Raw genomic sequence first — 17,229 nt, forward strand, 5'->3', positions numbered from 1 at the left:
TCACGATGTCGCTGCCGGGGCTCATGGACTTGCTCACTGTGAGGTCGGTCATCCGTTCAGGCCCCCGGAGCGCACGATCGCGCGCATGATCGCTTCCTGGCTGGCCTCGCCGCGGTCGAAGGCGCCCACGAAGCGCCCCTCGCTCATCACGTAGATGCGGTCGCAGAGGCCGAGCAGTTCCGGCATCTCCGAGGAGATCACCAGGACGCCGCGGCCGGTCTCGGCCAGTTCGTTGATGATGCTGTAGATCTCGTACTTGGCGCCGACATCGATGCCGCGGGTCGGCTCGTCGAGGATCAGCACCTTGGGCTGGGTGAACAGCCACTTGCTCAGCACGACCTTCTGCTGGTTGCCGCCCGACAGGTTCACGGTCGGCTGCGTCACCCCGAAGGAGCGGATGCGCATCTTGGTGCGGTAGCCCGTCGCGACCCGGTGCTCGGCCACCTCGTCGATCACCGCGGCGGTGGAGATGCCCGGCAGGTTCGCCAGGGTCGTGTTCCGGGCGATGTCCTCGCCCAGCACCAGCCCGAGCTGCTTGCGGTCCTCGGTGACGTAGGCGAGGCCGGCCGCGATCGCCCGGTCGATGGTCGAGACGTCGACCGCGGCACCGTCGATCCGGACCGTGCCCCGGATGTCCTGGCCGTAGGACCGGCCGAAGAGGCTCATGGCGAGCTCGGTCCGGCCCGAGCCCATCAGGCCGGCGATCCCGACGATCTCGCCGCTGCGCAGGTTCAGGTTGACGTCGCGCACCACCGCCCGGTCGGCGTGGACCGGGTGGTGGACCGTCCAGTCGCGCACCTCCATCAGCACCGCGCCGATCCGCGGCGTGCGGACCGGGTAGCGGTTCTCCAGCGCGCGGCCGACCATCGCCCGGATGATGCGGTCCTCGTCGATCGGGCCGCCGCGGCAGTCGAGGGTCTCGACGGTGGAGCCGTCGCGCAGGACCGTGATCCGATCGGCCACCTTGGCGATCTCGTTGAGCTTGTGGGAGATCAGGATCGACGCGATGCCCTGCGCCTTGAAGTCCAGCAGGAGCTGCAGCAGGGCCTCGCTGTCCGTCTCGCTCAAAGACGCGGTCGGCTCGTCGAGGATCAGCAGCTTGACCTCCTTGGAGAGCGCCTTGGCGATCTCCACGAGCTGCTGCTTGCCGACGCCGAGATGGGTGACGAGGGTTTCGGGATTCTCGTCGAGCCCCACCATCGCCATCAGCGCGCGGGCGCGGGCTTCGACGCGGTCCCGGTCGATGATCCCGAAACGGGCCGGCTCGTTGCCGAGGAAGATGTTCTCGGCGATCGACAGGTAGGGCACCAGGGCGAGTTCCTGGTGGATGATCACGATGCCGAGGCGCTCGCTGTCCCCGATGCCCCGGAAGCGGGCCGGTCGGCCCTCGTAGGTGATGTCGCCCGCGTAGGACCCGTGGGGATACACGCCGCTCAGCACCTTCATGAGCGTCGACTTCCCGGCCCCGTTCTCGCCGACGAGGGCGAGGATCTCGGCGGGCTGGACGGTGAGATTCACGTCGTCGAGAGCCTTCACCCCGGGGAAGGTCTTGGAGATTCCCCGCATTTCGAGGACGGGCTGCATGCGGCGCCTACCAGCTCGGACTGCACGTTCGGCGCCCGCGCCGGCCATCGCGGCGCGGGACTGATTGCTGGCGGAGCCGCCGGGCTCCGCCGCGGTTTCGGTCACTTGAGCTGGTCGAGCGTGTAGTATCCGGTATCGACCAGGGCCGGCTTCCAGTTGGCCTTGGTGACGATCACCGGCGTGAGCAGGTAGGACGGGACGACCTTCCTGCCGTTGTCGTAGGTCTTCGCGTCGTTGACCTCGGGCTCCCGGCCTGCCTCGATGGCGTCGATCATCGCCACCGTCACCTTGGCCAGGTCCCGGGTGTCCTTGAAGACGGTCGCCGTCTGCTCTCCGGCGATGATCGACTTGACCGATTGCAGCTCGGCATCCTGGCCGCTGACCACCGGCAGCTTCACGCCGCCGGAGCCGTAGCCGACGCTCTTCACCGACGAGAGGATCGCCGTCGAGATCCCATCATAGGGCGAGAGCACGGCGTCGAGATGGGCGTTGCCGTAATAGGCCGAGAGCAGGTTATCCATCCGCGCCTGGGCGGTCGCCGGGTCCCAGCGCAGGGTGGACACCTTGTCCATGCCGAACTGGCCCGAGCGGACCACGAGCTTCTTCGCGTCGATGAACGGCTTCAGCACCGACAGGGCGCCGTCGTAGAAAAAGTATGCGTTATTGTCGTCGGGTGAACCGCCGAACAGCTCGATGTTGAAGGGTCCCTTGCCGTCGCGCAGGCCGAGGGCGTCGACGATGGATGTCGCCTGCTGCACGCCGACCTTATAGTTGTCGAAGGTGGCGTAGTAATCGACGTTCGGCGTGCCTCTGATCAGCCGATCGTAGGCGATCACCCTGACGCCGCGCTCGCGCGCCTTCGACAGCACATCGCTGAGCGTCGTGCCGTCGATGGAGGCGATGACCAGGATCTTCACGCCCGTCGTGAGCATGTTCTCGATCTGGGCGAGCTGCGTCGGGATGTCGTCGTCCGCGTATTGCAGATCCGGCCTGTAGCCCTTGGCCTTCAGAAGCCTGACGATGTTGTTGCCGTCGTCGATCCAGCGCTGCGACGACTTGGTCGGCATGGCGACCCCGATCGGGTCCCCGCTCGCCGCCTGCGCCGACGTGACGGCGGACGCGCCGAAGAGCGACAGGCTCAGGATGTATTTGAGAACCGTATGCCCGGCGATCATAAGCCCCCCTATCGATTCATAGCCACACTTCGACTTGCATCGAAGCGGGTCCATGTTTCTGTTGTTGTTGACTGACTATTTTTAACTTCGAAAATCGTTCCTGACTGACCCGGTTTATACCCGATCTCCATCCACTGCCCACGCGAAGATCCCTGCCGGGGTCGATCCGGCAAGCTTGGCCGAGTCGGCTCGCAGAGGCGCGATTCGGGCGCCGCCGGCAGCCTCTCCGGGGGCCAAGCCCGTACCGTGGGAAGCTCGGGCGTTCGATTTGTATGAGTTATAGAACGGGCCGTCAATCGGCCCGCGCGGCGCGCCGTCGCGAAGCGCGGCCTCAGGTGTGCGTAGGGCGCGCCGCGGGTTCAGGTCCGGGCTCGATCGCCGGTCGGCGCGACGCGGTCGGGGGCGCTGCGGCGCGCAACGGTTCGATCGCACGGCGGCGCCGACCGGGCCGCGCGATCGGATCAGGGCAGGCCGGATCGCGCGTCCGCTCCGCCGGGCCGCGTCGGTGCGGCGTCGCCGCGCGGCCGCGGAAACCGAGGCGGCTCAGCCGCGGCCGACGAACGGCATCTTGGTGGCCATGATGGTCATGAACTGGACGTTGGCCTCCAGCGGCAGGCTCGCCATGGACAGCACGGCCTGGCCGACATGGTCCGGATCCATCACGGCCTCGGCCCGCAGGGAGCCGTCCGCCTGCGGGACGCCGGCCTTCATCTTGCCGCCCATGGGCGTGTCGGCGTTGCCGATATCGATCTGGCCGCAGGCGATGTCGTAGGCCCGCCCGTCGAGGGAGGTCGCCTTGGTCAGCCCGGTCACGGCGTGCTTGGTCGCCGTGTAGGCGATGGAGTTCGGACGGGGCGCGTGGGCCGAGATCGAGCCGTTGTTGATGATCCGGCCGCCGCGGGGGTCCTGGTCGCGCATGATCCGGAACGCGTGCTGCGTGCACAGGAACAGCGCCGTGAGGTTGGTGTCGACCACCTGCCGCCAGGTCTCGAGGGGCAGGTCCTCCAGCGGGACTGCCGGAGCGCCGATCCCGGCATTGTTGAACAGCAGGTCGAGCCGGCCGAACTCCGCCTTGGTGCGCGCGAACAGGGCGGCGATCGAGTCGGGATCGGTCACGTCGGTGGGGACCGCCAGGGCCCCGTGTCCGATCCGCGCGGCGACCTCGTCGAGGGGGGCCTGACGCCGCCCGGAGAGGACAACGCGCCATCCGGCATCCGCGAGCGCGAGGGCGGCGGCCTTGCCGACACCCGTCCCGGCCCCGGTCACGATCGCGATCCGCTCAAGCCCCGACATGCGTTCCTCCCGGTTCCGGTGTTGCCCCGCCTGTAGCGGATGGGCGCCGCCGCGCGAAGGCACCGGCGTTTCAGATGCGGGCCGCGGTCACGGGGCGTGCGGGCGCCCGCCATGCGCTATGGTGGGCTGAAAGACGCGGGGACGGGAACGGGACGATGGGGCAGGGTTCGTCGGCAGGCCTGCGGTGGACGAGCGGCGCGGCGGTCCCGGCGTGAGCGCACCCGAGATCCCGTTCCTCGCCGGGCTCGACGCGCCGGCGGTCGCGGCCGTGCGGGCCCGGATGGTGCCGGTGGCGGTGCCGGGCGGCCGGACCCTGTTCGAGCAGGGCGAGACCGGGGACGCCCTGTACACGCTGGTCTCCGGCGCGGTCGGCGTCTCGGCCCGCGACCATGCCGGGCGGCCGACCCGGATCGCGCGCCTGCGGCCGCCCGAGACCTTCGGCGAGATGGCCCTGCTGTCGGACGCCCCGCGGGCGGCGACCGTGATGGCGCTGCGCGATTCGCATCTCCTGCGGCTCACCCGCGACGCCTTCGAGGCGGTGATCGCCGAGCACCCGCACACGCTCCTCTACTTCGCCCGGATGCTCGCCGACCGCCTGCGGGCGATCTACGACGGCCACTCGGTCCACCACGCGCCGCGGATCTTCACGATCATGGCGGTGACGGAGGGGCCGGATCCGGCGCGGGTGGCGCGGCAGCTCGCCGCCGCCTTCGACGCCCTGCTGCCCGGGGAGACCGGCTGCCTGACCGACTGGCCGGAGGGGGCTGACGAGGCATGGTTCCAGGCCTTCGAGGGCGACCACGCGCGCACGATCTTCGCGGCGCACGACATCGACTGCCCCTGGTGCCGGCAGAGCCAGCGGCGGGGCGACCACGTCCTGCTGCTGGCTGAGCCCGGCGCGCCGCCGCGGCCGGGCGCGGCCGCCTATCTCGACCGGGTGCGCTCCGACTGGATCCGCATGGACCTCGTCGTGCGCCAGGACCCCGCGGCCCGGCGCCCGAGGGCCCTTCACCCGGAGGTCGCCGCGCTGCCGGCGGCGCTGCGCATCCAGGTCCGGGACGGCGACCGGGCCGACCTGCATCGCCTCGCGCGGCTCGCCAGCGGATCGGCGCGCGGCCTCGTCCTCGGCGGCGGCGGGGCGCGGGGCCTCGCCCATCTCGGCGTGCTCAAGGCCCTCGACGAGGCCTCCTGCACGCCGGACTTCGTCGGCGGCACCAGCATGGGCGCGATCATCGCGGCGAGCCTCGCCATGGGCTGGAGCGTCGCGGAGATCCAGGCCCAGATCGAGGCGTTCTTCGCCACCAGCAACCCGATCAACGACTACACGCTGCCGCTGCACGCGCTGACCCGCGGCGCCAAGGTGGATGCCGGCCTCGCGGCGCGCTACGGCGGCGTGCGCATCGAGGACCTCTGGCTGCCGTTCTTCTGCGTCTCGTCGAACCTGACGACCGGCGAGACCATGGTGCACCGCTCGGGCGACCTGCCGAAGGCCCTGCGCGCCAGCATCGCGATCCCGGGCCTCCTGCCGCCCGTGCTGTGCGACGAGGGCGTCCTGGTCGACGGCGGCATGATGAACAACCTCCCGGCCGACGTCGCCGCCGGCCTGGAGCGCGGTCCGGTCCTGGCCGTCGATGTCGGGACGGACCGGGCGTTCCAGGACATGCCGCGGCGCGGCTGGAGCGGCCGGCTCATGCGCAAGCTCATCGGCTCGCCGCTGGCGATGCCGGGACTGGCGCCGCTGCTGCTGCGCGCCGCCACCGTGTCGGGCGACGCGCAGAGCCTGATGGCGGCGGCCCACGCGGCCGCGGTGCTCAAGCCCCAGCTCTCCGGCATCGACCTGCGGGCGTGGTCGCGCTTCCGGGAAGCGGCGGAGCTCGGCTACCGGGAAACCCGTGCGGGCATCGCGACCGGCACCCTCGCGCGCTGGCTCGATCCGGTGCGCTGAGCGGGTGCGCTGCGATGTCCGCGTGCGGCGGCGCACGCGCGGCGCCCGCGGCCCTGTAACCCGGCCCTCACGGCGACGATCTCCGGTGCAACACCTCGTCTGGAGACCGGAGCCATGACCCACCTCGCCACGCCCCCGACCGACACCGTGCGCGCCTCCGCGCAGGATCGGCGCGTCGCGGCCGACCACTCCGCGCCGCACGCCCTCCTGCACGGCGCCGCCTTCGTGCTGCTGTGCCTCTGGACGCGGACAGCACCGGACCGCCTGCGCGATCAGCTCTCTCCGGACGCCGGCGACGGCGCCGCGCTCGGCTTCTGAGCGGATCGGAGCGGCGGACGCGCGCGTTCCCGACCGAGGCTGCAGCCGGGGATGACGGAGCGCGCGCGAGGATGACCGTCCCAGGAGTGAGGTTTCGCCGGATCGCCCTGCCGGAGGTCGGCCTGCACGTGGCCGAGGCGGGCCCCGAGACGGGGCCGCCGACCATCCTGCTGCACGGCTTCCCGGAATCCTGGTACGGCTGGCGCCACCAGATCGGCCCCCTCGCCGAAGAGGGACTGCGGATCATCGCGCCGGATCAGCGCGGCTACGGCCTCAGCGACAAGCCGGCGGGGATCGCCGCTTACCACCTCGACAGGCTGGCCGGCGACGTCCTGGCGCTGGCCGACGCCTACAACGCGCCCACGGTGCGGCTGGTCGGTCACGACTGGGGCGGCCTCGTCGCGTGGTGGGTGGCGAGCCGCCACCCCGAGCGGATCGACCGGCTGGCGATCCTCAACGCGCCGCACCCGGCCGTGGTCGGCGCCTACATGCGGTACCATCCGGGTCAGTGGCTGCGCAGCACCTATGTCGGACTGTTCCAGCTCCCGCGCCTGCCCGAGCGGCTGCTCACGGCGGATCGTTGCCGTGCCCTGCGGCGCGCGCTGACGCGCTCCAGCCGTCCGGGCGCCTTCGCGCAGGCCGATCTCGACCACTACGTCGCGGCGTGGCTCCAACCCGGCGCGATGACCGGCATGCTGAACTGGTACCGGGCCCTGGTGCAGCTGCCCCGGGCGCGGCCGCCGCGGGTGCGCGTGCCGGCACTGATCCTCTGGGGGCGCCGGGACACCGCCCTCCAGCCCGGCCTGGCGGAGGCGAGCCTCGCGTTCTGCGATGCCGGCCGGCTCCACTGGTACGAGCGGGCGAGCCACTGGCTGGCCCACGAGGAACCCGAGGCGGTCAACGCGGAGCTCGGCGCGTTCCTCCGCGAGCCGCCGGGCGGCCGCGGCACGGCGCAGGGACGCGGGCCGGCCCACGCGGGGAAGTTGTAGGCCGATACTCAGTGCACGGACCGATTTGGAAAGTCTCGGCGCCAGCCCGCCCGAACAGGCGCCGGACTCGGCGTCGGCCGAGGCAGATCTCGGAACCCCCGTACTATTTTTCACCGCCGATCCGGAACATGCCGAGCACTTGTCACTTGGTGGTGGCCCATGAGGGCTGATCGGAGCTACTCCACGATGTCTTTCCGTTCTCTCCTGACCGCGGGTGTGGTCTTCGGCGGCCTCCTGGCCGGAACCGTCGCGTCGCAGGCCGCGCCCGCGCTCGCGCAGCCCGGCCTCGCGGGATCCGACATGGTCGAGACCGTGGCGATGCATCGCCACCACCGCATGCATCATCACCGGATGCACCGTCACCACTCGACCCGGCACGAGCGCCGGATGCGGCGCATGAACACCCGGCACCACGGCAACCCCAACGCCCGCAACCCGTCGCGGCCGGGCTACCAGCAGCAGCTCGGCAACACCACGGGCGGCCCGCGCTACTGAGATCCGAACCGCGTCCGGATCCCGCGCAGGCTGTGCCGGATCCGGGCGCCATCCACCGGCGATGCGCCGTCCGGGCGCCTTCTCCCCAGGCGCGTCGGCGCCCGCGGCCTGATTCGCCCGCGGGGCTCTGCTAAGACGCGGCATGGCCCGAACCGCCGCCCGAACCGACACCCGCACCGCCGCCGACACGACGCCCACGCCCGGCCTGGACCCGGCCGGCGCGACGCCGATGATGGCGCAGTACATCGAGATCAAGGCCGCCAATCCGGACTGCCTCCTGTTCTACCGGATGGGCGACTTCTACGAGCTGTTCTTCGAGGACGCGGAGATCGCGTCCCGGGCCCTCGGCATCGTCCTGACGAAGCGCGGCAAGCACGCGGGCAGCGAGATCCCGATGTGCGGCGTGCCAGTCGACCGGTCCGACGACTATCTCAACCGCCTCATCGCCCTCGGCCACCGCGTGGCGGTGTGCGAGCAGACCGAGGATCCGGCCGAGGCCAAGAAGCGCGGGCCGAAATCCGTCGTGCGCCGCGAGGTCGTGCGGCTCGTCACTCCCGGCACGATCACAGAGGACCGGCTCCTCGACCCGGCCCGCGCCAACCTCCTCCTGGCCATCGGCCGCCGGAAGACCGGGGAGGGGGCGGTCGCCTACGGCCTCGCCGCGGTGGACATCTCCACCGGCCGGTTCTCCCTGAGCGAGGTCGCGGGCGGCGACCTGTCCGGCGCCATCGCCCGGCACGACCCGCGGGAGATCGTCCTGTCGGAGGCGATCCACGCCGATCCCGCCCTCGCGCGCCTCTGGCAGGAGTGCCGCGCGGCCGTCGTGCCCCTGGCGCAGGCCGAGCTCGAACCCGCCGCCGCCGAGCGGCGCCTGCGCGAGCAGTACGGTGTCTCGACCCTGGAGGGGTTCGGCCAGTTCACCCGGGCCGAGATCGCGGCGGCCGGGGCGGCGCTGCTCTACATCGCGCGCACGCAGCTCGCGGCCCGCCCGCCGCTGGCGGTCCCGACCCGCGAGGATGGCGGCTCGACCCTGGCGATCGACGCGGCGACGCGGGCCAACCTCGAACTCACCCGCACCCTGTCGGGGGAGCGCGCCGGGAGTCTCCTCGCCACGATCGACCGGACCGTGACGGCGAACGGGGCGCGGCTGCTCGCCGAGCACCTCGCGGGCCCGCTGACCCACCTCGACGCCATCGCCCGACGGCACGCCGCGGTGGCGTACCTGGTGGAGGACGCGCGCCTGCGCGGCTTCCTGCGCGACGCCCTGGCCCGGGCCCCGGACCTCGCCCGGGCGCTCTCGCGGACCGGGCTCGGCCGTGCGGGCCCGCGCGACCTCGCGGCCATCCGCGACGGCCTCGCGGTCGCGGCGGATCTCGGCGCCCGCCTCGCCGCCACGGCCGACCTCCCGGCGGACCTCGCCCGCCTGGCCGAGCATCTGGCCGAGGCCGACCCTGCGCTCATCGCGACGCTGGCGGCGGCGCTCGCCGACGAGTTGCCCCTGAGCCGGCGCGACGGCGGTTTCGTCCGCGCGGGTTACCACCCGGAGATCGACGAGGCCCGGACCCTCGGACAGGATTCCCGCAAGGTGATCGCGGCGCTGCAGGCGCGCTACGCCGAGCAGACAGGCTGCCGGACCCTGCGGATCAAGCACAACAACCTGCTGGGCTACTTCATCGAAGTCCCGCAATCGGTCGGCGAGGCCTGCCTCAAGGGCCTCCAGAGCGAGTTCGTCCATCGCCAGACCATGGTGGACGCGATGCGCTTCACCAGCGTCGAGCTGGGCGAGCTGGAATCGAAGATCTCGGGCGCCTCCGACCGGGCCCTGGCCCTGGAGGCAGCCGTCTTCGACGACCTCGCCGGCCGCGTGCTGGCCCAGGCCGAGCCCGTCGCCGCGGTGGCCGAGGCGCTGGCCGGGCTCGACGTGGCGGCGAGCCACGCGGAACTCGCCGTCGAGCTCGACTGGCGGCGTCCCGTGGTCGACGACTCGCTCGGCTTCGTCGTGGTCGGCGGCCGTCACCCGGTGGTCGAGGCGGCCCTAAGCCGGGCCGGCGAGCCGTTCATCGCCAACGATTGCGACCTGTCCGGCGACACGCGCGGCCGGATCCGCCTGATCACCGGCCCCAACATGGGCGGCAAGTCGACCTTCCTGCGCCAGAACGCGCTGATCGCGGTGCTCGCCCAGATCGGCGCCTTCGTGCCGGCCGCCGAGGCGCGGATCGGCCGGGTCGACCGGCTGTTCTCCCGCGTCGGCGCCGCCGACGACCTCGCCCGGGGGCAGTCGACCTTCATGGTCGAGATGGTCGAGACCGCCGCGATCCTCAACCAGGCGACCCGGCGCTCCCTGGTGATCCTCGACGAGATCGGCCGCGGCACCGCGACCTTCGACGGCCTGTCGATCGCCTGGGCCTGCCTGGAGCACCTCCACGAGGTCAATGCGTGCCGGGCGCTGTTCGCCACGCATTTCCACGAGTTGACGGCATTGGGCGACCGGCTGGCGCGGCTGGAGAACGCCACCCTGAAGGTGGCCGAGCACCGGGACGGCGTCGTGTTCCTGCACGAGGTCGTTCCGGGCGTCGCCGAGCGCAGCTACGGGCTGCAGGTGGCGCGGCTCGCGGGCCTGCCCGCCAGCGTCGTGACCCGCGCCGGAGCGATCCTCAAGAGCCTCGAGAAGGCCGAGCGCGGCCGCCCGGCCCGCGCCCGGATCGACGACCTGCCGCTCTTCGCAGCCCTCGCGCCCCCCCCGCCGCCGGAGCCGCCGCCGGAGGATCCGCTGGGCGCGCTGCTCGACGCCATCGACCCGGACGCGCTGACTCCGCGGGAGGCGCTGGACGCGCTCTACCGGCTGAAGCGCGAGCGGGCGGGGCAGGGGTGAGACCCGCAGGCCGCGCGCCGGGGGCCCGCCCCGAAGAACCTCAGACGGGCGCGGGCGAGAACCCGTCCGGGCAGGCCGGTCCGTCGCGGCCGGCCCGGCGATCGGCCACGTAGTCCAGGGTACTGGCGACGACGCGCTCGGAATAGGGCTTGGCGATCACCCCGATCGCGCCGGCGAAATCGGCCGGGATGCGCTTGGCGTTGGCGGTCATGAACACCACGGTGGTGCGCCGGTCGGCCGACAGCGCCCGGGCGACGTCGATCCCGGTCGGACCGTCGACGAGGTGGATGTCCACGAGGGCGACGTCGGGCGCCGTGGACCGGCCCATCGCGATGGCCTCCGTCGCGTTGCCGGCGACGCCGACCGTGACGTGCCCCAGATCGTCCAGCAGGCATTCCAGCTCGAGGGCGATCAGGGCCTCGTCCTCGACCACGAGGATGCGGAGCGCGGCGTCCGCGGCGGCGTTCCCGGTCCCCATGCGCTCTCCGTTGTCCGGCCCCGCGGCCGACGAGCTTGAAGCCTCCACGGCGATTTCTCAAGCCGGCTGCTGGAGCGGGATGTCGATCTCGACGGTCGTGCCCGGACCGGCCTCCGCCCACGCGATGGTCCCGCGCATCTGCCGGACGACCATCTCGACGAGATTGCGCCCGAACCCCGCCGGGTTCGGTGCCGCCGCGGCCACGCCGACGCCGTCGTCGCGGATCGTCATGTGCATCCCGCCTTCGGTGCGGCGGGCGACGATCGACACGCGGCCCTCCCGCTCGCCCGGGAAGGCGTGGCGCAGGGCGTTGGCCGTCAATTCGTGGATCATCAGCGCGAGGGGGGCCGCCATCGCGGCGGCCACGGCGATCGGCTCGACATCGGCCTCCACCCGGCGCCGCTCAGGGTCCAGGCCGGCATTCATGTCGGCCAGGAACTCGGCCGCGAAGTCGCCGAGGTTGAAATGCGTGCAGTCGCCCTCGGAGTAGAGCATCCGGTGCGCCGTCGACAGCGCGCCGATCCTATCCGCCATGCCCTGGAGCGCGTCCCGCGCGTCGCCCTCGGGCGTGCGCCGGGCCTTCAGGAGCATCAGCGAGGAGATCACCTGGAGATTGTTCTTCACCCGGTGGTCGACCTCGTGCAGCAGGGCGGTCTTCTGCTCCAGCGCCGAAGTCAGGTCCTGGGTCCGCGCCGCGACGAGGCGCTCCAGCTCGTCGTTGGTGCCGCGCATCGACACTTCCATCTGGTGGACATGGGTCATGTCCGCCTGCGCGGCGTAGAAGTAGGCGAGCCCCTCGGCGTCGCGCACTGGGGTGATGGTCATCGCGTTCCAGAAGGACGACCCGTCCTTGCGATAGTTCAGCAGCTCGACCGAGATCGGCTCGGCGGCCTCGACCGCCGAGCGGATCCGCTGCACCGTCGACCGGTCGGTGGCCGGGCCCTGCAGCATCCGGCAGTTGCGCCCGACGATCTCGTCGGCGGCGTAGCCCGTGGCGCTCAGGAACGCGTCGTTGACCCAGGCGATCGGGTTGTCGGGGGCGCGGGCATCGGTGATGACCATCGGCGACGGGCTCGACGCGAACGCGTCGACGAGCGTCGCGAGGGGCGGACCGGTCTCGGATCGGGCACTCAACGCATCATTCCACGGTCAGGCGGTGGCCCCGTTCGTCCGGCGGCGCCACCATCGCGCTCCGACCGCGGGACGTGGACACCGCGTTAAGCAAGCTTCTACCAAGATTGGGGCGCAAGACAGCACGATCCAGCGGAGACAGGTGCGGCGTAAGGCTGCCACGATTTCGCGGGATCAAGGCCACGAAGGCTCAGGAGTTCCATGCCATGGCGAACCAGCCACAGGCGATCCGTCGCTTCCGGCTCCGCGACATCGTCGAGGACCCGCGGATCGTGCTCATGCTGGCGCTCGGATTCTCGTCCGGCCTGCCGCTGCTCCTGGTGCTCGGGACCTTCACGCTCCGCCTCGCCTTCTCGGACATCGACGTGCGGGCGATCGGACTGTTCAGCTACGTGGCGCTGCCCTACTCGCTGAAGTTTCTCTGGGCACCGGCGATCGACCGCCTGAACGTGCCGGTGCTGAGCGCGCGGCTCGGGCGGCGCCGCGCCTGGATGGTGACGACCCAGGCGGCGGTCGCCCTGTGCCTGATCCTCATGGCCTTCTCGGACCCGAAGACGAACCTCGCGCTCCTGGGTCTCGGCGCCTTCCTGGTGGCGTTCTGCGCCGCCAGCCAGGACGTCGTGATCGACGGCTGGCGCATCGACGCCGCCGGCAGCGACTTCCAGGGCATCCTGGCGGCCACGTCCAACCTCGGCTACCGCCTCGGCCTGATCACCGCCGGCGCGGGCGCGCTGTTCATCGCCTCGGCGGGGGGCTGGACGCTGGCCTACCTGATCATGGCCGCGCTCATGCTGGTCGGGATGATCGCCGCCCTGCTGGCCCCGGCCTTCGACGCACCGCGCGCGGCCCGGGACGAGACGCCCGCCCGGTCCCGGTTCTGGTCGATGCGCCGCGCCATCCTGGAGCCGCTCACCGAGCTGCACGGCCGCTTCGGCGGCGCGCTCTGGGGCATCCTCCTGCTCGTCGCCCTGTTCCGGCTGCCCGACTTCCTGTCCGGCGTGATGGCGAGCCCGCTCTACCGGACGCTGGGCTTCGACCTGAAGGAGATCGCCACCGTCACCAAGCTCTACGGCATCTGGGTCGGCATCGCGGGCGGCTTCGCGGGCGGCTGGGCGCTGGCCCGGCTCGGCCTGTTCCCGACGCTGCTGCTCGGCGCCTTCCTGGCGGCATCCTCGCACCTCGCCTTCGCGTGGCTGGCGGCCGGTGCGCCCGAGATCTGGCGCCTGACGGTGGCCATCTCGATCGAGAATTTCTGCGGCTCCTTCGCGGGGATCGTGCTGATCGCCTACATGTCGAGCCTGACCAGCCCGGCCTACGCGGCGACGCAGTACGCGCTGTTCTCCTCGCTCTACGCGCTGCCGGGCAAGCTGATCGCGGGCTCGTCGGGCTTCGTGGTCGCGGCGATCGGCTATCCGGCCTTCTTCGTCATGACCTCCCTCGTGGGAATCCCCGTCCTGGTGCTCTGCCTCGCGGTGGGGCGACGGAGCGGGCAGGCGAGGGCCGCGGCCCCGGCACGGGACGCCCAGGAGCCGGGGAACCGCATCCCGGGGCCCGAGCTTCCTACCACGGCGCGCGCCCCGGGGGCCGCGTGAGCGGGACAGATCCAGGGATCGACGGATGAGCACGAGCGACCTCACCCGCGCCGGCGAGACGCTGCCGGCCGAGACGCCAGAGACGGTGCTGAGCGACGCGGACCTCGCCGCCCTGCGCCGTGCCGTGGAGGTGCTGGAGCGACCGAGCCTCGCGGCGCGGCTCTCCGCGGCGGCCGGCGCGCCCCTCGACATCATCGGCCGGTCGCTGCCGGCCCCGGTCACCGAGGCGGTGAGCCGCAGCACCGAGGTGGCCATGCGCGGGGCGCTGCGGGTCGCCCTGGCGACGCTGCCGCGCAAGGAACTCGTCCCGGCCGAGGGCGAGGGGTTCGGCGGCGTCGCCGCGAAGGCCGAGGGTCGTCTCGCGCGGCTGCTCGGCTCGGGCGACGCCAAGCACAAGGCGATGGCGGCGCTCTCGGGCGCGGTCGGCGGCGCGTTCGGGCTCGCCACGGTGGCGGTCGAACTGCCGGTCTCGACCACGCTGATGCTGCGCTCGATCGCCGAGATCGCCCGGGAGGAGGGGGAGGATCTGGAGACGCCCGAGGGCGCGCTCGCCTGCGTGCAGGTCTTCGCCCTCGGCGGCCGGGCCATGGCGGAGACCGAGGCGGGCTCGGCGCTCACCGAGAGCGGCTACTTCGCGGTCCGCGCCGCCCTGGCCAAGACGCTGTCGGAGGCGGCCCGCTACGCCGGGAGCAAGACGCTCCTCGACCAGTCGGCCCCGGCGCTGATCCGCTTCACCGCCCAGATCGCCGCGCGCTTCGGCCTCGTGGTCTCCCAGAAGGTCGCCGCGCAGGCGGTGCCGATCCTCGGCGCCTTCGGCGGCGCGGCGGTCAACACCGCCTTCATGAACCACTTCCAGTCGACCGCGCGGGCGCATTTCACCGTGCGGCGCCTGGAGCGCGCCTACGGCGCCGCCGCCGTGCGGGCCGCCTACGAGGTCGAGAAGGCGGCCCTCGGGATCGCTTGATCCGCCCGCGGCAAAGCCGCAAGGATCCGGGCCATCCGCACGGGGCGGAGGCACGGAGGCGGCTCTGATCGGCAACGGCGAGATGGTGGCCCGGCTGGCGCTGGCGGGCCTGTTCGGCAGCGTGATCGGCCTGGAGCGCGAGCGGCTGCTCTGGGCGGCCGGCCTGCGGACCCACATGCTGGTCTGCGTCGGCTCCTGCCTCATCATGCTGGTCTCGGCCTTCGGCTTCGCCGACGTGCTGGGCGCCGAGCACGTCGTGCTCGATCCGTCGCGCATCGCCGCGCAGGTGGTCTCCGGCATCGGTTTTCTCGGCGCGGGGACGATCCTGCTGCGCGGCGAGGTGGTGAAGGGCCTGACCACGGCGGCGAGCCTCTGGGGCGTGGCGGCGATCGGGCTGGCGATCGGCAGCGGCCTCTACGTTCCGGCGCTGGCCGCGACCGCGCTCATCGTCGGCATCCTGGCCGGCGTGAAGCCCTTCGAGGAGCGCTGGCGCGACCGGATGCGCGCCCAGACGCTGCGGCTGACTGCCCGACGGGGCACCATGTCGATCGACACCCTCCAGGCGGCGACCGGCGAGCGGGCCTCGCGCGTGCGGACCTTCACGGTCCATCCGGGCCCCGACCCGGACCACGACGAGGTCACCATCACGTTCGTGCGCCTGTCGCGGACGAGCTTCGAGACCATCGCGGCGAAGCTGCGGGCGATGCCGGACGTCACCGCCGTCGACGTGGCGGAGAGCTGACGGCGGGTGAGGCGGGGCGGGCCGCCGCCGGGGCTCAGAGCGCCCCGGCGCCCTCGCCGTCGAGGAACAGGCGGTAGGCCGGGTTCTCGGTCTCGTCGGTGGCCGGGTAGCCGAGCGCCTCGATGACGGCGTCGAAGCGGGCGCGCTCGGCCGGCGGGACCGCGATCCCGGCGAGCACCCGGCCGTAATCGGCGCCGTGGTTGCGGTAGTGGAACAGCGTGATGTCGAAGTCCGGGCCCAGCGCCTCCAGGAACTTCATCAGCGCGCCCGGCCGCTCCGGGAACTGGAAGCGGAACAGCCGCTCGTGCGCGACACCCACGGCCCGCCCGCCGACCATGTAGCGGACGTGGACCTTGGCCATCTCGTTGTCGCTCATGTCGAGGACGCGGTAGCCGGCCTCGCGCAGGGAGCCGATCAGCGCCTGCTTCTCGCGCTTGCCGCCGCCGACGTTGATGCCCACGAAGATCTGAGCCTCGGAGCCCGGCGCGTGGCGGTAGTTGAACTCGGTGACGGCGCGCGGGCCGAGCGCCTGGATGAAGGCCCGGTAGGCGCCGGGACGTTCCGGGATGGTCACGCCGATCAGGACCTCCCGCTGCTCGCCGATCTCGGCGCGCTCGGCGATGTGACGCAGGCGGTCGAAGTTCAGGTTCGCGCCCGACGAGATGGCGATCAGCGTGCCGTCGCCGCCCTCGCGCTCGGCGTAGAGCTTGGCGCCGGCGAGGCTCAGAGCCCCGGACGGCTCGGACACCGCGCGGGTGTCGTCGAAGATGTCCTTGACCGCGGCGCACATGGCGTCGGTGTCCACGGTGATCACCCCGTCGAGGTGCTCGCGGCAGAGCCGGAAGGTCTCCTCGCCGGCCTGCCGCACGGCGACGCCGTCGGCGAACAGGCCGACGGTCGGCAGGCTGACCCGGGTGTCGGCCGCGAGCGCCGCGGCCATGCAGGCCGCGTCCTCGGGCTCGACACCGATGACCTTGGTGCCCGGCCGCAGGTACTTCACGAAGGTGGCGATGCCGGCGGCCAGCCCGCCGCCGCCCACCGGGACGAAGATCGCCTCGATCGGGCCGGTGTGCTGCTCCAGGATCTCCTTGCCGATGGTGCCCTGGCCGGCGATCACGTCCGGATCGTCGAAGGGGTGCAGGAAGGTCAGACCCTCCTCGGCCTCGAGGATCTTGGCCTGCGCCAGCGCCTCGTCGAAGGCGTCGCCGTGGAGCACGACCTCGGCCCCGCGGGCCCGGCAGGCATCGACCTTGATCGAGGGGGTGGTGCGCGGCATCACGATCACGGCCCGCGCGCCGAGCTTGGCGGCGGCGAGCGCGACGCCCTGCGCGTGGTTGCCCGCCGAGGCGCAGACGACGCCGCGGGCGATCTGATCGGGCAGCAGGCCCGACATCTTGTTGTAGGCGCCGCGCAGCTTGAACGAGAAGACCGGCTGGAGATCCTCGCGCTTGAGCAGGACCGGCCGGCCGAGCCGCTGCGTCAGGCGCGGCATCGGATCGAGGGGGCTCTCGATCGCCACGTCGTAGACGCGGGCAGTGAGGATCTTGCGGATGTAGTCCGTCACGGTGTGCAGTCTCGGCCGATGCGCGGGGCAATGCCGGCCAGATAGACCCTCCGGCCCGCGGATGCGAGCGCGCCCCGCGCGCGGCAG

The 17,229-nt window shown here is 72.1% G+C and carries 14 protein-coding genes; 8 read left to right on the forward strand and 6 right to left on the reverse strand.

The features are described 5' to 3' along the window. Nucleotides 1–48 precede the first annotated feature (48 nt). The 3 genes from mmsA to ACLBXO_RS14285 all read right to left on the reverse strand — a co-directional run bounded on the left by mmsA (nt 49) and on the right by ACLBXO_RS14285 (nt 4,052). A complete protein-coding gene (gene mmsA / locus ACLBXO_RS14275; protein ID WP_331315176.1) occupies nt 49–1,584 on the reverse strand; it encodes a multiple monosaccharide ABC transporter ATP-binding protein in 1,536 nt (511 codons plus the stop codon). 101 nt (nt 1,585–1,685) lie between these two features. Continuing rightward, nucleotides 1,686–2,759 (reverse strand): multiple monosaccharide ABC transporter substrate-binding protein, encoded by a 1,074-nt coding sequence (gene chvE / locus ACLBXO_RS14280; protein WP_331315174.1) that lies wholly within the window; start codon nt 2,757–2,759, stop codon nt 1,686–1,688. A 543-nt stretch (nt 2,760–3,302) separates the two neighbouring features. Beyond that, nucleotides 3,303–4,052 (reverse strand): SDR family oxidoreductase, encoded by a 750-nt coding sequence (locus ACLBXO_RS14285; protein WP_331290114.1) that lies wholly within the window; start codon nt 4,050–4,052, stop codon nt 3,303–3,305. 211 nt (nt 4,053–4,263) lie between these two features. Here ACLBXO_RS14285 and ACLBXO_RS14290 point away from each other — a divergent pair, with 211 nt between their 5' ends. The 5 genes from ACLBXO_RS14290 (at nt 4,264) to mutS (ending at nt 10,671) form a co-directional block, all read left to right on the forward strand. After that, the gene (locus ACLBXO_RS14290) at nt 4,264–5,997 is read left to right on the forward strand and encodes a patatin-like phospholipase family protein (RefSeq protein WP_447685747.1); all 1,734 of its coding nucleotides are present in this window, start codon (nt 4,264–4,266) and stop codon (nt 5,995–5,997) included. Between the two features lie 114 nt (nt 5,998–6,111). Continuing rightward, a complete protein-coding gene (locus ACLBXO_RS14295) occupies nt 6,112–6,315 on the forward strand; it encodes a hypothetical protein (RefSeq protein WP_447685748.1) in 204 nt (67 codons plus the stop codon). A gap of 71 nt (nt 6,316–6,386) precedes the next feature. Beyond that, the gene (locus ACLBXO_RS14300) at nt 6,387–7,304 is read left to right on the forward strand and encodes an alpha/beta fold hydrolase (RefSeq protein WP_447685749.1); all 918 of its coding nucleotides are present in this window, start codon (nt 6,387–6,389) and stop codon (nt 7,302–7,304) included. Between the two features lie 186 nt (nt 7,305–7,490). After that, nucleotides 7,491–7,799 carry a hypothetical protein gene (locus ACLBXO_RS14305; RefSeq protein ID WP_331315169.1) on the forward strand — a complete coding sequence of 103 codons (309 nt, stop codon included), beginning with the start codon at nt 7,491–7,493 and terminating at the stop codon, nt 7,797–7,799. Between the two features lie 142 nt (nt 7,800–7,941). Then, nucleotides 7,942–10,671, forward strand: coding sequence for a DNA mismatch repair protein MutS (gene mutS / locus ACLBXO_RS14310; RefSeq protein WP_447685750.1), 2,730 nt, complete (start codon nt 7,942–7,944; stop codon nt 10,669–10,671). A 40-nt stretch (nt 10,672–10,711) separates the two neighbouring features. Here mutS and ACLBXO_RS14315 read toward each other — a convergent pair whose 3' ends face one another. Both ACLBXO_RS14315 and ACLBXO_RS14320 read right to left on the reverse strand, forming a co-directional pair. Next, nucleotides 10,712–11,149, reverse strand: a complete 438-nt coding sequence (locus tag ACLBXO_RS14315; protein WP_020093483.1) for a response regulator — start codon at nt 11,147–11,149, stop codon at nt 10,712–10,714. A 57-nt stretch (nt 11,150–11,206) separates the two neighbouring features. After that, nucleotides 11,207–12,283, reverse strand: a complete 1,077-nt coding sequence (locus ACLBXO_RS14320) for a histidine kinase dimerization/phosphoacceptor domain -containing protein (RefSeq protein WP_331315168.1) — start codon at nt 12,281–12,283, stop codon at nt 11,207–11,209. Between the two features lie 203 nt (nt 12,284–12,486). On the opposite strand from ACLBXO_RS14320, the gene ACLBXO_RS14325 reads away from it, so the two are divergent. The 3 genes from ACLBXO_RS14325 to ACLBXO_RS14335 all read left to right on the forward strand — a co-directional run bounded on the left by ACLBXO_RS14325 (nt 12,487) and on the right by ACLBXO_RS14335 (nt 15,578). After that, nucleotides 12,487–13,872 (forward strand): AmpG family muropeptide MFS transporter, encoded by a 1,386-nt coding sequence (locus tag ACLBXO_RS14325; RefSeq protein WP_447685751.1) that lies wholly within the window; start codon nt 12,487–12,489, stop codon nt 13,870–13,872. Nucleotides 13,873–13,897: 25 nt separating this feature from the next. After that, a complete protein-coding gene (locus ACLBXO_RS14330) occupies nt 13,898–14,836 on the forward strand; it encodes an EcsC family protein (protein WP_447685752.1) in 939 nt (312 codons plus the stop codon). An 82-nt stretch (nt 14,837–14,918) separates the two neighbouring features. Next, nucleotides 14,919–15,578 (forward strand): MgtC/SapB family protein, encoded by a 660-nt coding sequence (locus ACLBXO_RS14335; RefSeq protein ID WP_331315163.1) that lies wholly within the window; start codon nt 14,919–14,921, stop codon nt 15,576–15,578. Nucleotides 15,579–15,612: 34 nt separating this feature from the next. Here the strand turns inward: ACLBXO_RS14335 and ilvA are convergent, their stop codons facing one another. Further along, complete coding sequence (ilvA, locus tag ACLBXO_RS14340) at nt 15,613–17,229, reverse strand: threonine ammonia-lyase, biosynthetic (RefSeq protein ID WP_419539344.1); 1,617 nt, start codon at nt 17,227–17,229, stop codon at nt 15,613–15,615.

The organism is Methylobacterium sp. C33D, from assembly GCF_053345825.1.

Coding starts and splice junctions, on each gene's coding strand:
- mmsA (WP_331315176.1), bottom strand. CDS start 1,584: ATGCAGCCCGTCCTCGAAATGCGGGGAATCTCCAAGACCTTCCCCGGG.
- chvE (WP_331315174.1), bottom strand. CDS start 2,759: ATGATCGCCGGGCATACGGTTCTCAAATACATCCTGAGCCTGTCGCTC.
- ACLBXO_RS14285 (WP_331290114.1), bottom strand. CDS start 4,052: ATGTCGGGGCTTGAGCGGATCGCGATCGTGACCGGGGCCGGGACGGGT.
- ACLBXO_RS14295 (WP_447685748.1), top strand. CDS start 6,112: ATGACCCACCTCGCCACGCCCCCGACCGACACCGTGCGCGCCTCCGCG.
- ACLBXO_RS14300 (WP_447685749.1), top strand. CDS start 6,387: ATGACCGTCCCAGGAGTGAGGTTTCGCCGGATCGCCCTGCCGGAGGTC.
- ACLBXO_RS14305 (WP_331315169.1), top strand. CDS start 7,491: ATGTCTTTCCGTTCTCTCCTGACCGCGGGTGTGGTCTTCGGCGGCCTC.
- mutS (WP_447685750.1), top strand. CDS start 7,942: ATGGCCCGAACCGCCGCCCGAACCGACACCCGCACCGCCGCCGACACG.
- ACLBXO_RS14315 (WP_020093483.1), bottom strand. CDS start 11,149: ATGGGGACCGGGAACGCCGCCGCGGACGCCGCGCTCCGCATCCTCGTG.
- ACLBXO_RS14325 (WP_447685751.1), top strand. CDS start 12,487: ATGGCGAACCAGCCACAGGCGATCCGTCGCTTCCGGCTCCGCGACATC.
- ACLBXO_RS14330 (WP_447685752.1), top strand. CDS start 13,898: ATGAGCACGAGCGACCTCACCCGCGCCGGCGAGACGCTGCCGGCCGAG.
- ACLBXO_RS14335 (WP_331315163.1), top strand. CDS start 14,919: ATGGTGGCCCGGCTGGCGCTGGCGGGCCTGTTCGGCAGCGTGATCGGC.